At 54.1% G+C, this 18,645-nt stretch carries 21 protein-coding genes; all 21 read right to left on the reverse strand.

Going from position 1 to position 18,645, the window contains the following annotated elements:
- Positions 1 to 43: 43 nt before the first annotated feature.
- The 21 genes from rpsB to BMW84_RS07335 all read right to left on the reverse strand — a co-directional run bounded on the left by rpsB (position 44) and on the right by BMW84_RS07335 (position 18,644).
- Positions 44 to 745: a 30S ribosomal protein S2 gene (rpsB, locus tag BMW84_RS07235; protein ID WP_091066060.1), complete on the reverse strand. Its 702-nt coding sequence runs from the start codon at positions 743 to 745 to the stop codon at positions 44 to 46.
- Positions 746 to 917: 172 nt separating this feature from the next.
- The gene (locus BMW84_RS07240) at positions 918 to 1,529 is read right to left on the reverse strand and encodes a hypothetical protein (RefSeq protein WP_091066063.1); all 612 of its coding nucleotides are present in this window, start codon (positions 1,527 to 1,529) and stop codon (positions 918 to 920) included.
- Positions 1,526 to 2,092, reverse strand: a complete 567-nt coding sequence (locus tag BMW84_RS07245) for a hypothetical protein (protein WP_091066065.1) — start codon at positions 2,090 to 2,092, stop codon at positions 1,526 to 1,528. The genes BMW84_RS07240 and BMW84_RS07245 overlap by 4 nt, the downstream gene beginning before the upstream one ends.
- A gap of 43 nt (positions 2,093 to 2,135) precedes the next feature.
- Positions 2,136 to 2,447 carry a hypothetical protein gene (locus BMW84_RS07250; protein WP_091066067.1) on the reverse strand — a complete coding sequence of 104 codons (312 nt, stop codon included), beginning with the start codon at positions 2,445 to 2,447 and terminating at the stop codon, positions 2,136 to 2,138.
- A 75-nt stretch (positions 2,448 to 2,522) separates the two neighbouring features.
- On the reverse strand, positions 2,523 to 3,926 hold the full coding sequence (locus BMW84_RS07255) for a DUF342 domain-containing protein (RefSeq protein ID WP_091066070.1): 1,404 nt from the start codon (positions 3,924 to 3,926) through the stop codon (positions 2,523 to 2,525).
- Positions 3,927 to 3,956: 30 nt separating this feature from the next.
- Positions 3,957 to 4,715 carry a FliA/WhiG family RNA polymerase sigma factor gene (locus BMW84_RS07260; protein WP_254772949.1) on the reverse strand — a complete coding sequence of 253 codons (759 nt, stop codon included), beginning with the start codon at positions 4,713 to 4,715 and terminating at the stop codon, positions 3,957 to 3,959.
- Between the two features lie 107 nt (positions 4,716 to 4,822).
- Positions 4,823 to 5,236, reverse strand: a complete 414-nt coding sequence (locus BMW84_RS07265; protein WP_091066074.1) for a hypothetical protein — start codon at positions 5,234 to 5,236, stop codon at positions 4,823 to 4,825.
- A gap of 2 nt (positions 5,237 to 5,238) precedes the next feature.
- Positions 5,239 to 5,736 carry a chemotaxis protein CheD gene (locus BMW84_RS07270; protein ID WP_091066077.1) on the reverse strand — a complete coding sequence of 166 codons (498 nt, stop codon included), beginning with the start codon at positions 5,734 to 5,736 and terminating at the stop codon, positions 5,239 to 5,241.
- Positions 5,729 to 6,355, reverse strand: a complete 627-nt coding sequence (locus BMW84_RS07275; RefSeq protein ID WP_091066078.1) for a chemotaxis protein CheC — start codon at positions 6,353 to 6,355, stop codon at positions 5,729 to 5,731. Before BMW84_RS07275 ends, BMW84_RS07270 begins: the two co-directional genes overlap by 8 nt.
- 3 nt (positions 6,356 to 6,358) lie before the next feature.
- On the reverse strand, positions 6,359 to 6,820 hold the full coding sequence (locus BMW84_RS07280) for a chemotaxis protein CheW (protein ID WP_091066081.1): 462 nt from the start codon (positions 6,818 to 6,820) through the stop codon (positions 6,359 to 6,361).
- A 27-nt stretch (positions 6,821 to 6,847) separates the two neighbouring features.
- Complete coding sequence (locus BMW84_RS07285; protein WP_091066083.1) at positions 6,848 to 8,911, reverse strand: chemotaxis protein CheA; 2,064 nt, start codon at positions 8,909 to 8,911, stop codon at positions 6,848 to 6,850.
- Positions 8,912 to 8,945: 34 nt separating this feature from the next.
- On the reverse strand, positions 8,946 to 10,355 hold the full coding sequence (locus BMW84_RS07290) for a protein-glutamate methylesterase/protein-glutamine glutaminase (RefSeq protein ID WP_091066087.1): 1,410 nt from the start codon (positions 10,353 to 10,355) through the stop codon (positions 8,946 to 8,948).
- Positions 10,356 to 10,392: 37 nt separating this feature from the next.
- Positions 10,393 to 11,271, reverse strand: coding sequence for a MinD/ParA family protein (locus BMW84_RS07295; RefSeq protein WP_091066090.1), 879 nt, complete (start codon positions 11,269 to 11,271; stop codon positions 10,393 to 10,395).
- On the reverse strand, positions 11,272 to 12,717 hold the full coding sequence (gene flhF, locus BMW84_RS07300; protein WP_091066092.1) for a flagellar biosynthesis GTPase FlhF: 1,446 nt from the start codon (positions 12,715 to 12,717) through the stop codon (positions 11,272 to 11,274).
- Entirely contained in the window at positions 12,714 to 14,747 is a 2,034-nt protein-coding gene (flhA, locus tag BMW84_RS07305; protein ID WP_091066095.1) for a flagellar biosynthesis protein FlhA, read from the reverse strand. Before flhA ends, flhF begins: the two co-directional genes overlap by 4 nt.
- A gap of 21 nt (positions 14,748 to 14,768) precedes the next feature.
- Positions 14,769 to 15,863 (reverse strand): flagellar biosynthesis protein FlhB, encoded by a 1,095-nt coding sequence (gene flhB, locus BMW84_RS07310; protein ID WP_091066097.1) that lies wholly within the window; start codon positions 15,861 to 15,863, stop codon positions 14,769 to 14,771.
- A 22-nt stretch (positions 15,864 to 15,885) separates the two neighbouring features.
- Positions 15,886 to 16,671, reverse strand: a complete 786-nt coding sequence (gene fliR / locus BMW84_RS07315) for a flagellar biosynthetic protein FliR (RefSeq protein ID WP_091066099.1) — start codon at positions 16,669 to 16,671, stop codon at positions 15,886 to 15,888.
- 10 nt (positions 16,672 to 16,681) lie between these two features.
- The gene (gene fliQ / locus BMW84_RS07320; RefSeq protein WP_091066101.1) at positions 16,682 to 16,951 is read right to left on the reverse strand and encodes a flagellar biosynthesis protein FliQ; all 270 of its coding nucleotides are present in this window, start codon (positions 16,949 to 16,951) and stop codon (positions 16,682 to 16,684) included.
- 19 nt (positions 16,952 to 16,970) lie between these two features.
- On the reverse strand, positions 16,971 to 17,738 hold the full coding sequence (fliP, locus tag BMW84_RS07325; protein ID WP_091066104.1) for a flagellar type III secretion system pore protein FliP: 768 nt from the start codon (positions 17,736 to 17,738) through the stop codon (positions 16,971 to 16,973).
- Positions 17,735 to 18,271, reverse strand: a complete 537-nt coding sequence (locus tag BMW84_RS07330; RefSeq protein WP_254772891.1) for a flagellar biosynthetic protein FliO — start codon at positions 18,269 to 18,271, stop codon at positions 17,735 to 17,737. The genes fliP and BMW84_RS07330 overlap by 4 nt, the downstream gene beginning before the upstream one ends.
- A gap of 7 nt (positions 18,272 to 18,278) precedes the next feature.
- The gene (locus BMW84_RS07335) at positions 18,279 to 18,644 is read right to left on the reverse strand and encodes a response regulator (protein ID WP_090713483.1); all 366 of its coding nucleotides are present in this window, start codon (positions 18,642 to 18,644) and stop codon (positions 18,279 to 18,281) included.
- Position 18,645: the final 1 nt, after the last annotated feature.

Raw genomic sequence — 18,645 nt, forward strand, 5'->3', positions numbered from 1 at the left:
CCCTTTTCATTTAATTTCTGGTTTAACGATTCATCGGGAAATCTTAAGCTGTAGTTGTGTCTTCACCTTGGTGAGCTTCTACAACGGCGTCGGCCATTTTGCCAGTCAGGAGCTTAACGGCGCGGATTGCGTCGTCATTGCCCGGAATAACATAGTCGATTTCGTCCGGATCGCAGTTGGTGTCAACGATAGCTACGATTGGGATACCCAATTTGCGAGCTTCGGCAACAGCGATGCGCTCTTTACGCGGATCGATGATGAACAATGCGCTTGGCAGACCCTTCATGTTCTTGATACCGCCGAGGAATTTTTCCAGACGATCTTTCTCTTTGCGGAGAAGGATAACTTCTTTCTTAGGCAGCACTTGGAATGTGCCGTCTTCTTCCCACAGCTCAAGTTTTTTCAAACGGTCGATCCGTTTTTGGATCGTCGAGAAGTTGGTCAGCGTGCCGCCGAGCCAACGTTGGTTAATGAAGTACATGCCGGAACGTTCGGCTTCTTCTTTAACGGAGTCTTGGGCTTGTTTCTTTGTACCTACGAAAAGGATCGTGCCGCCTTCGGCTGCTACGCTTTTCACAAAGTTGTAAGCTTCCTCTACTTTTTTAACCGTCTTTTGCAGGTCAATAATGTAAATTCCGTTTCTTTCGGTGAAGATATAACGATCCATCTTAGGGTTCCAGCGACGGGTTTGGTGACCGAAGTGTACCCCAGCTTCGAGAAGCTGTTTCATGGAGATTACTGCCATCTTCACACACCTCCTAGTATTGGTTATTTGTGTGTTCCCTCCGCCGGGCGTCATCTTTCGCCAAGACTTTCTTCGGAAGAAAGCACCCCTTGTCGAAATCAACCGGCGTGTGTTTTAACACCGTCAATTACTATACCATAATCGAATAAGGGATGCAACGATTCATATAAACTTATTTTATCGTAATCAACCGGTCGATCATGTCGTTGATCGTAGCGTCTTTTGGAAAACTATAGCTGCCGTATTGGATGATCTTATTCACTTTTCGGTCCTGGGCCGCCGACAGGAATGCCTCGGTGCCGTCTATAAGTCCGGCCTCGTCCAGGATGCGGGCCGTTTCCGTCAAGGTGGAGCCGTACGGTATCCGTACAGATACCGTACCGGCGGCAGGGTCCGGCGTGGCCGGCGCCGCGGGCGGCTTCGCCGGGGTTACCGTGCCGGCACTCGCCGCAGGCTGTGCCGGCGCGGAAGGCGCAGCCGGTGACGCGGCGGCGCTGGGCTCGGCCGCCGGGGAAGCTGCCGGCGATGGCGCGGCGGTGGCGGATGCCTGCGGACTAGCCTCCGCAGGCGGCTGTCCGGACGGCGCCGGCGTAGCGCCGTCCGCCTCCCCGGCGGGTGCCTCCGTAGCCGCCGGGCCGGTCACCGTCAGGCCGAGCCGCGCGGCCTGGCGCTGCAGCTCTTCCTTGGACAGCGGCGCCGCTCCGCCCGCCAGCATCAGCTGCAGCAGAACAGCGCCGGCAATCAGGCCTGTGCCGAGGCCCAGCCAAAAGCTGCGGTTCTTCATAGCGATTCCTCCTGCTTCGCAAGCTGTAGAATCAGCTGTACCTCACCGCGCTGCAGTCCGGCCATCTTGGCGATGGCATCAATCGATTTGCCTTCCTCATGAAGCTCGAACAGCCGCGGATAACGCAGCTTAATGGAGCTGACCGGCGGCTTCGGCGCAGGAACAGGCCCGGGCGTGGCATCCCTTTCCGCGGATGGCGCCGCCTGAACCGTCGAAGCTTTGGCGACGGCCGCCGACAGCTGTGCCAGTCCCTGCTCATCTGCAGTGATGCGGGCTTCCAGCTTGGCTGCGTTTTGCTTAAGATCTTCAATCTGCTGGCGCAGAATCGCAATCTCCTCCTGCGTAGCCGCCCGGTTGCTCTGCGACTGCTGCTTAATGCCGGCAACCAGCTGCAGCAGCTCCGTATTTTCGCGTTCGATATCCGACATGTACAGCTCCAGCGCCGCTTCCGTTTCTTTTAGGCTTCGCCGTTCGGCCGGATCCTCTTTGCTTCGCGAAGGAAGTCTCAGTGCATAGAGCAATGCCGCCGCACCGAGCAGTACAATATAAACCCATGGTTGCAAAGCGTTATCTCCTTTTGTTCAAAATAAGAAATGGGAGGAAACGTCACAAGCTGAAATCAATCCGGTGTCCCTTATAAGGATGCTCCGCTTCGCGGAGCTCTTCCTTCGGCTGTTTCTTGCGGGAAGACGCTTCCTTGTCCCCCTGGCCGCCGCGGCTGCCGTCGTTCCGGAGCGCCGCATCCGCGGATTCATCCACCTCCCCGCTGCGCTGAGCCGCCTCCTGAACCAGCTTGACGTTTTGACCCGCCAGTTGCTGCTGGTCCAGCGCTGAACGGTGCTGAAGCTCATGCTGAACTTTGGTCGCTTCGGTTGTGCGCGGTACGGCGATTTGCAGCTCTACCGGTTTCAGGCTCATCGTGCCCGCCTCCCTTCTCAAGGCTAATCTAATGCGGAATAAAGAATGGCCGGCCGCTTTCCGCTGCCGGCCTGCTTATACATAAGGCGAAATCGTGATATCGCCTTCGCTGTACATAAAAACGATCCGTTCAATCGGATCTTTAATGAAACGGGTATAACGGCCGATGACAATCTTGGAGCCGCCGTATATCGTTTTGACGACTTCCACTTTAGCCCGTCCCGTATCCTCCAGCATCCGTTCAATCTCAAGCACCCGTTCTTTAACGCGCTTCTCGTCACGCATATGCTGCTGCTTGGTCGCATTCAGCTTGATCCGCAGCGCCGCTTTGTCCGGCGGAAGCTGCCCGCCGGTAGCCAGCTGGTTCAGCAAATAAAGCGCCTTATTGGTTTTATCCTCGTTCTCGAGAAGCAGTCGAAGCTCCTGGCGAAGTTCGTTGATTTCATTGCGCAGTTCGGGTACAACGCCAACTTCGATTGCGGTAGCGGTCGACATGGTATTGCCGATCGTCCGTGCCGACACCTTTTCGCCGGCCTGTACCACTCCGCCCACGATCAAACCTTTGGCTCCGTTGCACAGCACATTTTGGCCTGCGCGGATATTGGAATGCATAATGCTCTGAGAAACGATGATGTCCTCGCCGGCTACCACGTTGCCGTCCTGAATGAAGGAGACTTTTACGTTTTTGCCCGCACTGACAAGACCTTTATTATAGCCGATGATCCCCCCGGAAATTTCAATCGAACCTCCGGCGTACAGTTCGGCCCCTTCCACGCCGCCGACGATACGGATATCGCCTGCCGAACGTACCGTGAAGCCGGTCAGCACATTGCCGCGGATAACGACGGTGCCGACGAAGTCGATATTTCCGGTGCTGTAGTCCACGTCTCCATTGACCTCATATACGGGGAATACGTTAACCTTCCCTTTGTCGGTCAGCGTAACCAATCCGTCGATCGCCGCGTACATGGAAGATTCGTCCTGGTCAACGACGACGTTTTTTCCGATTTTGAACCGGGCTTCCCGCCCTGCTTTAAAAGGCATTTCTTCGCCTGTGACTGTTCTGCCGCTTTTACCAGGTTGTGGGGGTATCACCTTGGCGATAAGCTGTCCTTTCAGCACATTGTTTAAGCGCACCAAATCTTTGTAATCCACGCTTCCATCTTCTTTGACTAGGGGCTTACGGTGCTCCTCCAGATCCATCGCCATCTCAACCCGTCCATCCGTGCCGTTTACAGCAGGGTCACCGATGGCAATCGGAACTTTACTGAAAAAATACTCTTCCGGATTCGTGCTGATCCGCTGCACGATATCGCGTTCGATCCCGTAACGAACCTCCTGATTGTGCAGGAAAGCTTCGAGATCCTCTACAGAGCAAGAGAAGTTTTCGTCTTTTTTAGTAAACTGGAGATAAGCGATTCCCTTGTCGTCTGAAAACGTAATACTCAGATATTGATGCAAAGCATAGTGGCCGATCAATTTGGCTCCCCCTTGTCACCGTTCGTCCGGTTAATCATTCTGCATGAGGAGGTCGCGGCTTTTTTCAAGTGTCCCCCTCAAACGCAAAATAGCTTTTGAATGAAGCTGTGAAATGCGTGAAGGCGATAGAGACATCACCTCGGCGATTTCGCTCAAGGATAAATCCTCATAATATAAAAGGGACACGACGGTCCGTTCTTTCACGGTCAATTTCTCAATGCCTTTTGTAAGGGTCTCGCGCAAATAAAACTCGTTTACTTTCCGATCGGGGTTTTTGGCTTTATCGTCCACCAGGATGGACATCCGCGTTTCTGATTCTTCTTCGCGTATAGGGTCTTCCAGGGAGCATAGGGACATCACGGCCACATCCTGCAGCATCGTTTGAAATTCCGATTCCGATACATTCAAGTACTGGCTCATTTCTTCATCGGTGACCGTCCTTAAGTATTGCTGCTCCAAAACCTGATAGGCATCCTCGATCTTCTTTGCCTTCTCGCGCACCGAACGGGGCACCCAATCGCTCTGACGGAGGGAATCAAGGATAGCGCCGCGGACGCGCCATGAGGCATAAGTCTGAAATTGCAGTCCCCGCTTATAGTCAAACTTCTCGATGGCGTCGATCAGCCCCATCACTCCATTGCTGGCCAGATCGTCTTTCGAGACGTTCTTAGGCAATCCGACCGCGAGCCGGCTCGATACATAATCGACGATGTGCAGGTAATTTTCGATTAATTTCTTTTTGGCTTCGGGAACGCCGTGTTCCTTCCACTGTTCCCAAAGCGCGTCGATTTCAGATGGAGTAACTTTGTGCTCGTTCAAACGGATCTCACCCTCCCCAAAGTGGTTTCAGCGGACTTTACCGGGGAGGGATACTGCCCCCTGCCGCCAAAAGCCGCTTATTCTTCTTTCAGGTGACGAACGGCCTTGGCCAATTCTTCAGGATCTTTAAGCGTAACCAGCTTGGGAGGATTCAGCGGTGTAAATCCTTCGCCGCCTCCCTGCTCCTCAGCCGGTTTCGGTTTCAGTAGATTGATTAATTCTTCGTCTTCATCCGGCGTGCGTACATCCAGATTCCCGCCAAGAGCTTCGTGGTCTCTCCCCGAAAGCTCGGAGGCGTTCGTTGCCGACGAAAGATTCATGATATAACCTAGTACCCATCTCAGCAGAAATGCCAGCACAAACCAGAGAATAAAACCAAAGATCCCCCGAAACAAGCTTGTCCTAAGAAGATTATGCCCATAATTCGTTAGAAAGGTAAACAAAAAACCGATCAAGCCGATGATGGCGTTCTGCATGATTTTTTTACTCATGATTAGATTTCCCTTGTGCCTTTTTGGACGCTGCGGATGTGCAGGACGCCGGTATTACAGTCAATTTCAATGGTACGGCCATAATTCCCCCCGGTATCTTCCGCAATCAGCGGGATATTCAGGCTGTCAAGCGCAAGTTTGCAGGACTCCACGTTTCGGGGTCCGATTCTCATGGTGTCGTTTCCTCCGGCAAAAGCAAACATTTGCGAGCCTCCCGCCATCTTGGCGACGAGCCGGGAACGTACCGCCCCAAGGGCAAGCAGTCTGGATAACAGTTCAGGCACGGCCGTATCGGCGAACTTGGCGATATTGAGCTGGCCTTCGCGGGCAATTTCGGATGAAGGGAGCATAACATGCGCCATGCCGGCCAGCTTTTTCCCGGGGTCGAACAGCGTAAGCCCGACGCAGGAGCCAAGACCGGTTGTACGGATAATATTGCCCTCGCAGGCTGCATTCAGATCTGCCATTCCCACTTTAATGATGCTTTGCTCTTCAGTCATTATCGAACGGCACTCCTAAGGATTGGAAAATTTTCGGGAACGACTCCGGATCGGGAATCAGGAAAAATTGACCTTCAATTTCGTCCTTCCCTTCCAGGAACGTGGTGTCAATCAGCAGCGCATCGTCGCCCATCTGTCCGAATTGCAGCAGGCCGTAACCGAGGATTGCGCCCGCCATGTCCATGGCCAGCGCAGGTACCGTAGGGTACATCGACAGTGAAGTGAAATCGGCAAGCGAAGACAGATAGGATCCGGCTAAAATGTTGCCGATCTCGTTCAAGGCCGACAGTTCCATCTCCCCAAGCTCGCTTTCTCCGGAAATTTCCAGTCCGGCCACCCGCTTCAGCAGGTTGACGGCGGCGTCCGGCGTCAGAATGAAAAAGAGGTTACCTGGCGCTTCGCCTTCGACGCGGAGAAACACTGCATAGACCAGCTCTTCCGCGCCGCCCACTTTCTCGGTAATTTCTTCAAAGCTGAGCAATTGCACTTTAGGTACTGCCATGTCGATCGGCTTGTTCAGCAGCTGCGACAACGCCGTTGCGGCGTTGCCGGCGCCGATATTGCCGACCTCCTTGAGCACATCCATTTTGAAATCCTTGGAATTTTTAAACAGCTCCACGGCCTAGCCCTCTAAACTTTCCAATTGCACGATTTCGTTTTTGTTCAGGACCTCGGGGAGATTGAGCATGATCAGCAGGCGGTCTTCGCCGATCTTGGCCACGCCGTCCAGATATTTCGCTTTGATGCCACCGACCACATCGGGCGGAGTATCGATGGAGTCCCGGTTCAGATCGATGACGTCATTGGCCGAATCGACGATAAAGCCGACTTCCATCTCGTTGACATTTACAATAATAATTCGAGTCTGATCTGTGTGATCCGCTTCCTCGAGATTAAACCGGCCGCGAAGGTCGATTACCGGAATGACGACGCCGCGCAGATTGATGACGCCTTTAATGAAAGCATAAGTTTTGGGAACCCGGGTGATCGGCATCATGCGCTCGATCGTTTGCACTTTGTCCACTTCAATGCCGTATTCCTCGGTACCCAGCTTAAATACGATCACTTTGATATCTTCAGCCATGGAAAGAAACCTCCCTGATATACCTGATTATTTGAAAAATGCGTTCGGATCGATAATGAGCGCGACTTGGCCGTCGCCTAGAATCGTCGCGCCGGAAATGCCTTGGATCTCCGGCAAATATTTGCCGAGATTCTTGATCACAATTTCGCTTTGACCGATGAAGTCCTGCACCGCAAGCGCGATCATCCGGTCGCCTTTGCGTACGACCACGATCTCAGTCTCTTCTTCCGTGCTCTCGTCGTAATCGGCGATGGCGAAAATTTTACTGAGGGAGACGAGCGGAATATGGCTTCCCCGGAATTCCACCATCTTGTTGCCGTGAATCGTCTTGATCTGGGAATGCTTGATGATGGAAGTCTCGACGATGGAAGACAACGGAATGGCATATTTCTCGGACCCCATCCGTACCAGCATGGCGGCAATAATCGACAGCGTGAGCGGAAGCTGAACCGAGAAGTTGGTGCCTTTGCCGAGTGTGGAATAGATCGTAACGTTGCCGCCCAGCGAATTAATCTTCGATTTGACGACATCCAGGCCTACCCCGCGGCCGGAAATATCAGAGATAACCTCGGCGGTGCTGAAGCCCGGCGCGAACAGCAGTTGACGGGCTTTCTCGTCGGAATAACCTGCGGCCTGCTCTTGGGTCAGGATGCCCTTTTTGATGGCAGACTTCAGAATCTTTTTCGGATCGATGCCGGCGCCGTCGTCCTCTATTTCAATGAAAACATGGTTGCCGCTGTGGAATGCACGGAGCTGGATGGTGCCGGTCTCCGATTTGCCGGCTGCCAGCCGGTCCTGCACTGGCTCCACACCGTGGTCGACTGCATTGCGCAGCAGATGCACCAGCGGATCGCCGATTTCGTCAATGACGGTACGGTCAAGCTCGGTCTCGGCGCCGGTAATCACCAAGTCGATCTTTTTGTCGAGCGATTTGGCAAGGTCGCGGATCATACGTGGGAAGCGGTTAAACACGTTATCGACCGGTACCATCCGTAGCTTCATGACGATATTCTGCAGATCGCCGCTGACCCGTCCCATATGCTCGACGGTTTCAGTCAGATCGGTGTTTTGCACTTCGGAAGCCAGCTGCTCCAGGCGGACCCGGTCGATCAGCAGCTCGCTGAACAGGTTCATCAGCACATCCAGCCGCTCGATGTCGACGCGGATGGTCCGAGAAGGCGCGCCCGTTCTGGCCGGAGTTGCTTTGGCAGATTCATCTTTGGCGGGAGCTTGCGCAGCCGCAGGGGCCGCTGCAGCGGGTTTCTCCTCCGCCTTCGGCTGTGCCGGGGCTTCCGCCGTTGCCGCCGCAGGCGCGACGGCCATTTGATGCAGCGTCTCCGCATCCAGCGCGACCGCGGTTACCTTCTCGATCTCCGACACATTCAGAACCATGGCCTGGATTTCAGCCGCCTCTTTTTGTGTTATGTAATAGAGGGAAAAGCCGGTATCAAACTTCTCCTGCTCGATATCCTGAACCGAAGGGAAGGATTTGACGATTTCGCCTGAACGTTCAAGCAAATCGAACACCATGTAGGCGCGCACCGCTTTGAGCTGGCAATCCTTGCGGAGCGCCACGTCGAGGTACATCACCTGATGGCCTTCTTGAATGGATTGCTCCAGGACGGAATACTGAAATTCATCGAGATATACCGGAGTCTGGGCGGCCGGCGCTTCGGCTGCGGCAGGGGCCGCTCCGGCTGCGGAAGGAATTTCTCCGCGGACGATGGCTTGCAGGGAGGCTACGATGGCGGAAACGTCGGCTTTGCCTTCGCCTCCGCCTGTAATATCCTGAACCATGGATTCCAGAGCGTCCAAACTTTTGAACAGGGTGTCAAAAATAAAGTCCTGCATCCGCAGCTTGTTATTGCGAACGAGATCCAGTACATTTTCCATCTGGTGCGTAAGCGAAGCCAAATCCTCAAAGCCCATCGTAGCCGCCATCCCCTTTAGGGTATGCGCTGAGCGGAAGATGACCTGGACAATGCTCAGATCCTCCGGATTTGCTTCCAGCCCCATCATGCTTTCATTCAACGACTGCAGATGATCATTCGACTCATCAATAAACATGGATAAATATTGGTTCATGTCCATTAACGAGCACCTCCCCTTCATGTTCGCTTTTCCTTTATTTTACAGCTTGTACTAATCTGGGAGCTATCTCTTGCAAAGGCAGGATATATCTCACGCACTGCAATTCTACCGCAGACCTCGGCATGCCGTATACGACGCATGTCTCTTCGCTTTCGGCAAAGGTCGAGGTCACTCCCGAGTCATAGAGCGATTTCATCATCCGCGCACCGTCGCTGCCCATTCCGGTCATAATGACCGCATGGCGTTCCAGCCCGGTCAGCGGAAGCAACGATTCAAACATGGTGTCGACGGAAGGGCGATGGCCGTTGCGCGCGTCTTCCTTCGTAAGCTCGATCTTGTATTCGCCGTCGCCGGCCGGTACCACCTTCATATGGAAGCCGCCTGGGGCGATATACGCCGCGCCGACCTTCAGCACCGTACCGTGCACGGCTTCATCCACCGCCAGCGGGCTGAACGTGTTCAGGCGCTGGGCCAGCGATTTGGTGAAGTTCGGCGGCATATGCTGCACAATGACGATCGGCGCCGGAAAATCGCCCGGAATGTTCTCCAGCAGCGCTTTCAGCGCGCGCGGTCCTCCTGTCGAGCAGCCGACGGCGACGAGCTTCTGCAGCCCTTTGCCACTGGCCCTGCGGGACGCAGCCGGCGGCGAAGCCGGTACCTGCGCCGCCGGCGGTTCGGCGAGCGACGGCTTGGCCGGACGCGCGGCCGGCGGTTTGACCTGGCTGCGGGACTTATCCGCAGCCGGGGCCGCAGGCGCCTCCGCCGGGCCGCTCCGCGCCCGGCCCGGCGCCGGAGACGTGGGCCGCTGGCCTTGCAGCGGCCCGGGCGCCGCCTTGCCGGCGGCGCTTCCGCCGGACGGCTTCGCTTTGCCGTCCGGCTGCCGGCGCGTCTGCGGCGGCAGCACCGGCGCCTGCGGCGGCTTGCTCGACGCCGCAGGCTGCTCTTGCGCAGCGGGCGCCTGCGGCGTCTGCTGCGCAGGTTCCGGCGGCGAAGCGGTTGCCGCCGCCTCGGCCTGGAAGGAAGCGCGTTCCTCGCGCCGCTTCCGGGCGAGCATTGCTTCCTTCATCTGCTCGCGCAGCGATTCGCCGACGGCGATGATATCCTGCGAGCTGCCGATGGAAGGCTTGCGGATAAAATCGAAGGCTCCCCATTCGAGGGCCATGATTGTCTCCTTCATGCCTTCTTCGTTAATCCCGGAGAGCATAATCACCGGCAGCGGATGCCGGTCCATGATGATCTTGAGTGCCTCAAGGCCGTTCATCTCCGGCATTTCCACGTCCATCGTCACAAGATCCGGCAGCAGCTCCGCCACCTTCTCGATGGCTTCGCGGCCATTAACCGCGGTTCCGGCTACCTGGAATCCCGGGTCTTTTTCAATCAAGTCAGATATGATCTTACGCATAAATGCGGAATCATCAACCACCAGAACTCTATAGGGTTTCATGTTAATTCCACCTCTGTTCCTTAAATTCAGAACATTTCTATTTCCGTTTCAACCACTTGCTGATAAATCCCCTGATGCCTTGTAACGGGGTTGTGTCCGCCGGATCGGCGGCCAAATAACTCAGTGCGAGCCTGTGCACATCCTTGGCTGCCGCACTGTTCGGAAAAGCCAGAGAGAATGGAACCTGTTGCTTGACTGCCTGCACTACATGCGAATCGCTCGTGATATAGCCGAGAAAAGAAATATCCAACTGTAGAAAACGGTTTGCCGTCATACGGATTTTGTCGCTGGTGGCGCGTGCCTCGCGTTCATCCCCCGCTTGGTTGACGATTAGTTTAAAAGTGACCGACGGATGCGCATTATGCACCACTTTCATCAGCGCATAAGCGTCGGTAATCGCCGTAGGCTCCGGCGTCGTAACGACCAGGCAATCGTCGGCGGAAGAAATGAATTTCATCGTTTCCTTGGACAGCCCGGCGCCGGTATCAAAGAGAATAAAATCCATCGAATCGGCGATCTGCCCGATTTGCGCCGTAAAATAATTCAGGTCGGATTCGGACAACGAGAACAGTTCATCCATTCCCGAACCGCCGGCGATAAACGGCAGCGCATTCGGACCGGTATGAATGACCCGGCTGATATCCACTTCCCGCTTGAGAAGATGGTACAGATTGTACTCCGGCGATACCCCCATCAGCACATCGATATTGGCCATCCCGATATCCGCGTCAAACAGCAGAACCTTTTTGCCCATTGCCTTCAGCGCGAGCGAAAAGTTGAGCGTGAAATTGGATTTCCCGACGCCGCCCTTGCCGCTGCACACCGTAATGATTCTGGCAGCCGTTCCTTCGCTTTTCGGACGCCCGGATTCCTGGCTCGATACCAGCTGTCTCAAGGATTGCGCCTGATCCATCATTTAAGCGCCTCCCGTTCCCAAAAGCAGGCTGCAGACATGTTCGCTCGTCGCCGGAAGCAGGTCATCGGGAACATTCTGCCCGTTGGTCAAATAGGATAGCTTCAGCGGAAAATCATTCAACACGTTGAACATCGGGCCGAAGCTGCCCGTTTCGTCCACCTTGGTGAAAATCACCTTATCGAGCGGATAGCGGCTGAAATGCTCGGTGATCGTCTTCATATCCCGGGATTTCGAGGTCATGCTGAGCACCAGGAAGGTTTCGCTCTTCAGTTCCTTGGCCAGCAGGCTCTGCAGCTCGGCAACCAGCATTTCATTGCGGTAGTTGCGGCCCGCGGTATCCATTAGCACCAGATCGCAGCTCTCCAGCCGGAACATCGCGCGCTGCATATCACCGGGAGATTGTACCACCTCAAGCGGGATATTCAGGATTGCCGCATACGTTCGAAGCTGCTCCACCGCAGAGATACGGTAGGTATCCGAAGTAATCATCCCCACCCTGCGGCCATGCCGGAAAAGCTGTTCCGCCGCCAGTTTGGCGATGGTTGTCGTTTTACCGACGCCGGTAGGGCCGGCAATATAGACGATCCGGGTGTCCGCCGCGATACCGTGTATGGTCCGCCCGTCCAAAAATCCGGAAATTTCCTCCCGCAGGCATTCGGCAAACCGTTCCTGCTGCCAGGTCCGGCCTTCGCTGCTCCAGCGGTCGTACACCTTGCCGATCCATTCATCGACAAGAACGGCGTCGGTCTCCTGATCCAGTAGCCTGGCCTTGAGATCGGACAAGACATCCGGCAGATCGGCTCCCCCCGTCGAATAGCGGGCAATCCGTTCCATCCACTGTTTCATCTCGCGGATTTCCCGGAGCACGTCGTTATCGAGCGCGGCTTCCGTCTTTAAATCCAGCTCTGCCCCCAGAGATTGATACAGGTCGGAGACCGTCTCTTCTTTGGGCACTGGCGGTGTTTCCTCCTTCCGCAGCAGAGGCGCAATCAGCGGCGCTTCCGCTTCCGAGGTTTGCGGCGGAGCGGCAGACAAGACAGCAACCGAGCCTCCGCTTCCGGAAGCCTCGAGACTCTCCGACAGGGCGGCTGCAATTTCGGCAAAAGACCGCGCCTGTTCCCGCTCGGGCCTATGCGCAGCCTGGCGTTCCGGCGCGGCGGCCGGAGCCGAGGCAGAGACCGCTTTCTGGTAAGCCTGCGGCACCGCGCTGCGCGGCACATTCAGCGGTGCGGCTGCGGCAGGCCGCTCCGGGCTTTTATCCCGGGCCGGCTTCTGCGCGTTCTCAACCGCTGCGACAACCTCTATCTTTTTCTTTTTGAATAAACCGAGAAAACCGCCTACGCTAATCTCCTTGGTGCTCAGAATGACGGCGTCGCTGCCAAGCTCGCTGCGGATGGAATGCATCGCGTCAGGCATCGTATCGACCACATAACGCTTTACTCTCATAAATTCACCACCCCAACGCTTTGAATTTCAATATTCGGCTCCAGCTCGCTGTACGACAATACGGGAATGTCTTGCATCGTGCGTTCAATGACCTGCCGCAAATACATGCGGATGGTCGGCGAGGTCAATACAATCGGCTGCTGGCCGGATTGCAGCAAACGGTTGATTTGCTCCGAAAGCCGCTGATACACCGTCTGCGTCGAGACTGGATCAAGCGCCAGATAGCTGCCCTGCTCCGTCTGCTGAACACTTTCGGTAATCTTTTTCTCCAGGTTCGGGCCGACGGTAATGACGCGCAACGTCTCTCCGGACTGGGAGAACTGCTGGGTAATCTGGCGCGACAGCGCCTGACGAACATATTCGGTCAAAATATCCGGATCCTTTGTATAGGTCCCGTAATCGGCCAACGTCTCGAAAATCGTCACTAAATCGCGGATGGAAATCTTCTCGCGCAGCAGCTTGCCGAGCACTTTCTGGACATCCCCGATCGTGAGCACGGACGGGATAAGCTCGTCCGCCAGCACAGGGTAATGCTCTTTGAGATTGTCCACAAGCTGTTTCGTCTCCTGACGGCCTAAAAGTTCATGGCCATGGCGTTTGATCAGCTCGGTGAGATGGGTGGCAACGACGGATGGCGGATCGACGACGGTATAGCCCGAGAGCTCGGCGCGTTCCTTCGTCGCTTCGTCGATCCAGAGTGCCGGAAGCCCGAAGGAAGGCTCGACCGTTTCGATCCCGTGAATGGAGTCGTCATCGTACCCCGGACTCATCGCCAAATAGTGATTAAGTAATAATTCACCGCCGCCGACAGAATTCCCTTTAATTTTTATGACATATTCATTCGGTTTTAGCTGAATATTGTCGCGAATGCGAATAACCGGGACAACGAGGCCCATTTCAAGGGCACATTGTCGTCTGATCATGATGATCCGGTCGAGCAAATCGCCGCCCTGGCTTGTGTCCGCCAGTGGGATTAGCCCGTAACCAAATTCGAATTCGATCGGATCAACGGTCAGCAGGTTAATGACGCTTTCCGGACTGCGCACTTCCTCAATCTGCTTTTCTTCGACAAGCTGCTCTTCAGCAAGCTGTTTCTTGTCGAGGTTCCGGCTCATCGCGTAGCCGGCATAAGCCATCAGCACAGCGAGCGGGAGGGTGGTAATGATATGAATCGGGGTAAAAAGTCCTAGAAACATAACCGTGGCGGCTACGATATACAGCATTTTCGGATAGGACAAGAGCTGACCGGTCAGATCATCCGCCAAATTTCCATCCGAGGACGCGCGGGTAACAATGAGGCCCGACGCCGTGGAGATTAGAAGTGCCGGGATCTGGCTGACCAGACCGTCGCCGATCGTAAGTACCGAATACTTCGAGATGGCTTCCTGGAACGGCGTGCCGTGAATCGCCACGCCGATGATGAAGCCGCCGATCAGGTTGATCAGCAGGATGATAATGCTGGCAATGGCATCCCCTTTGACGAATTTACTCGCCCCGTCCATTGCCCCGAAGAAGTCCGCTTCGCGTTCCACGTTGCGCCGGCGTTCCCGGGCCTGCTGTTCATTGATCATGCCGGCATTGAGATCGGCGTCGATACTCATCTGTTTGCCGGGCATCGCATCGAGCGTAAAGCGCGCGCCGACTTCCGCTACGCGCTCGGAGCCTTTGGTGATAACGATAAACTGAACGACCACAAGAATAAGAAAGACGATAAAGCCGATCGCGATTTGTCCCCGGGCAATCCAGCTTCCGAAGGTCGCAACTACTTCCCCGGCATGGCCGTTGGAAAGAATCAGCTTTGTCGTCGAAATGTTAAGGGCCAGGCGAAAGAGCGTCGTGATCAGCAGCAGTGAAGGAAAGATCGAAAATTGCAGCGGATCTTTCGTATTCATCGCCACCAGGATGATCGTCAGTGCAATGGAAATATTGACAATGAGCAGAACATCCAATAGCCAAGCCGGGATGGGCAGGATCATCATCAGCACGATGCCGATTACGCCAAGCAGTACAGTTAAATTTTTCGTTTGCATGGTCCTAGACCTCCCCCCGGCTTATCTACGCTTGCCTCTAAGTTTGTATACATAGGCCAGCACCTCGGCCACTGCCTGGAACAGATCCGCGGGCACGACATCCCCGATCTCCGTCCGCTGGAACAGCGCCCGCGCCAGCGGCTTGTTTTCCATCGTTACAACCCCATGCTCCTTGGCCAGCTCCCGGATGCGCAGTGCCACATAATCCTGGCCTTTAGCGATAATCTGCGGGGCCTCCATTTTGGAGCCGTCATATTTCAGCGCGACCGCAAAGTGCGTCGGGTTCGTGATGATGACATCGGCTTTGGGCACTTCACTCATCATCCGCTGCATCGCCATGCGGCGCTGCCGTTCCCGGATTTTCCCTTTAATCAGCGGATCGCCTTCCATTTTCTTGTATTCGTCCTTGATTTCCTGTTTGGACATCTTCAGGCTTTTTTCATGCTCATACCGTTGATACATGTAATCAAGAACGGCCATTATGAACAGCGCCGCCCCGATTTTGATGCCGAGATTGACCGTCATTTTGGCCGCGAACCGGAAAGTAGCCTCCGCACTCACATGGGAGAGGGATGCAAAATTTTGTTTTTGCCCCCACAGCGTGCTATAAACCAGGTAAGCGATAATTACAAGCTTCAAAATCGATTTGAGAAACTCCACGAAGGAGCGCATGGAAAAAATATTTTTGAACCCCTTGATCGGGTTAATTTTGCTGAACTTCGGCGTAACACCTTGACCGGTCGCCATAAACCCTACTTGGGCTACATTCGCGACGATCGCCAAAACAAAGGTGATCACCATCAGCGGTGCAAGCAAAAGCAGGATCTGCAGCCCATATTGGTTAAACATCTTCGTAATGTTCTCCGGCGTTACGCTCATCGTCATGCGATTTTGCAGCACATCCGTGAACAGCTTCATAAAACGCTCTTTCATGAAGCCCCCGAAAGCCACAAGGCTTATCACCGCTGCGAGCAGCACCACTGAGCCGGACAGGTCCTGGCTTTTGGCAACCTGGCCTTTTTTGCGGGCATCCTGCCGTTTTTTCGGTGTCGCTTTTTCCGTTTTATCGCCGCCGAAATACTGCAGATTTAGCTTGTAGCGCTTGTTCTTCGGCATAGCCCTCTCTCCTTACCATGCGCTAAGGACTTTTTCCCGCAACCTCGAGCAGATTGTGCATGGACTCGAACATGATGTTGAACAGATTCTGAAACAGCACACCCAGACTCGGCATCAGCAGGATCAGCAGTCCAAGACCCACAATGATTTTGAGCGGCACCCCGATTACAAAGACGTTATACTGCGGAGCCGTTCTTGCCAGAAATGCCAATCCCACATCCGTCAGAAAAAGCGCGGTGACCATCGGTGCCGACATTTGGAACGCCAGCATGAATGATTGCGCAAACGTGCGGATCAGAAACTCGGACAGGCTTCCGTCCATCATTTTGACAAACACATCGTTGTCGAGCGGCAGCCAGCGGTAACTGTAAATAATGGCATCCAGCAAATAATGGTGACCATTCATAATCAGAAACAGCACCAGTGCCACCATGTATTTAAAGTTGCCGAGAAGCGGCGCGGATGCTCCGGTCATCGGATCGATGACGTTGGCGATCCCGAATCCGATTTGAATATCGATAAACGAACCTGCGGTCTGGATCGTCATAAACATCAGATACCCGATAAATCCGAGCATCAGGCCGATCAGCACTTCTCTGATCATGAGCAGGATGATCGTCAAATCTTGCGGTACAACGGGGTGCGTTGCACTGGCGCTGAATACGACCATCGAAACAAAAAACGAAATGCCGATTTTAAAGGTCGGCGGAACGCTCGGCGAGGAAAAGACAGGAACGACAACAAAAAAAGATGTTATTCGACAAAAAATCAACAGGAAGACAGGAAAACTTTGCAACAGTATCTCCATATTCACTCACTCAACCGATATACATATAGAGACTGCCCAAAATTTGGCCGGTAAAATCGACCAGCTTCGTGATGATCCAAGGGCCGAACAGCAAGAGCGCCAGCAAAACCGCTACGATTTTGGGCACAAAAGCCAGCGTCTGTTCCTGAATCTGCGTCGTCGCCTGAAAAATACTGACGATGAGACCTACCACGAGACCCAGAATCAGCATCGGAGCGCTTGTTTCCAGAACCAGATAGACGGCTTGTCCAGCAAGTCCGATGACAAACTCCGTATTCATCCTTATGCCTCCTCAAACGTCAGGTGTTGAAGCTTAGCAATAGCGACTTGACGACCAGATACCAGCCGTCCACAAGCACGAACAGCAATATTTTAAACGGAAGCGAGATCATGACCGGAGGCAACATCATCATCCCCATGGCCATCAGCGTGCTTGAAACCACGATATCAATGACCAAAAACGGAATAAAGATCATGAATCCCATCATAAACGCCTTTTTCATTTCGCCGATGGCAAAAGCCGGTACCATCACCGTAAGCGGAATATCCTTGTAGGTAGCCGGTTTTACGGAAGCATTATTGCCGGTATAGTTCATAAACAGCAGTAAATCCTTCGTGCTGGTCTGTTTAAACATAAACTCTTTCATCGGCTCTGCGGCTTTGTTCAGCGCTTCCGTTTGGGTGAGTTCGCCCTTCAAGTAAGGCTGCAGCGCCGTTTGGTTCACCTGGGACAGCGTCGGGGTCATGATGAATAAAGTCAAGAACAGTGCCAGTCCGACCAACACCTGGTTCGGCGGCATTTGCTGCGTCCCCAGCGACGTGCGTACAAAGCCAAGTACGATGACGATCCGTGTAAAGCTGGTCATCAGCATCAGAAACGCAGGCGCCACGCTAAGTACGGTAGTCAGTAGCAGGATCGAGATTGAACTTGTTCCGCCGCCGGTCCCGTTGTCGTTGTTGCCAATCTGAATATCAATGTTCGGAATCGGGTCGGCATGGGCGCTGTGCAATACCAGGAAACTGGAAAAAATGAGCAGCGCAAGCGAAAGTATCAGCTTTTTTTTCATAAATCCCTCGAATCGTCCTTCAGCTCATCGTCCCGGAGAAGGTTGTCCATCTTCTCTTTCCGTTCAGGCGCAAGCGCCAGCTTGGATTGCAATGTCTCATAGAAGGAGGATGTTTCATTCAACTCGATATCCTGGGATATCGGTTCACCGCGCAGCCTCGTGCGGATCTTGCCGGCAAAGCGGGCCAGAAAACCGTTATCCGACGTTGCCTGATCCTCGAAGGCAGAGATGACTAGGGCAACCTCGGCCGAATCGGTAATTTTGTCGAGAATCGTGACGTTTTCTCCCACCCCGATCAAATAAATGCTGCCTCCGATTTCAATAACCTGCACGGATTTGTTCGGGCCGAGACCTAGTGCGCCAAGCGTGCGGATGGAACGTCCACTCAGCATAATCTGATTGCGGCGTCCCAGAAAACGGATCAGCAGCACGATTAATATCACGATAACCGCCAAAACCAGGATGACATTCAGCAAGTTCATCAGCGGGTTGGTCGTCCCCAGCGGTTCGGTGACCGGCATAAACGGCGTCATAGGATGCTTATACGCCCAGCGTTTTGTTGATCGCTTCGATTACGCGGTCCGCTTGGAACGGTTTTACGATAAAATCTTTGGCGCCGGCCTGGATGGCGTCAATAACCATAGCCTGCTGACCCATGGCGGAACACATGATTACCTTGGCGTTGGCATCCACTTTTTTAATTTCTTTCAGGGCGGCGATTCCGTCCATTTCTGGCATGGTGATATCCATCGTGATCAAATCCGGACGCAGCTCCTTGAATTTCTCGATTGCCTGCGCCCCGTCCTGAGCTTCACCCACTACTTCAAATCCGTTTTTCGACAAAATGTCACGGATCATCATTCTCATAAATGCTGCATCGTCCACGATTAGAATTCGGTTAGCCATT

Origin of the sequence: Paenibacillus sp. NFR01, from assembly GCF_900111565.1 — a bacterium.
Lineage (GTDB): Bacteria > Bacillota > Bacilli > Paenibacillales > Paenibacillaceae > Paenibacillus_AQ.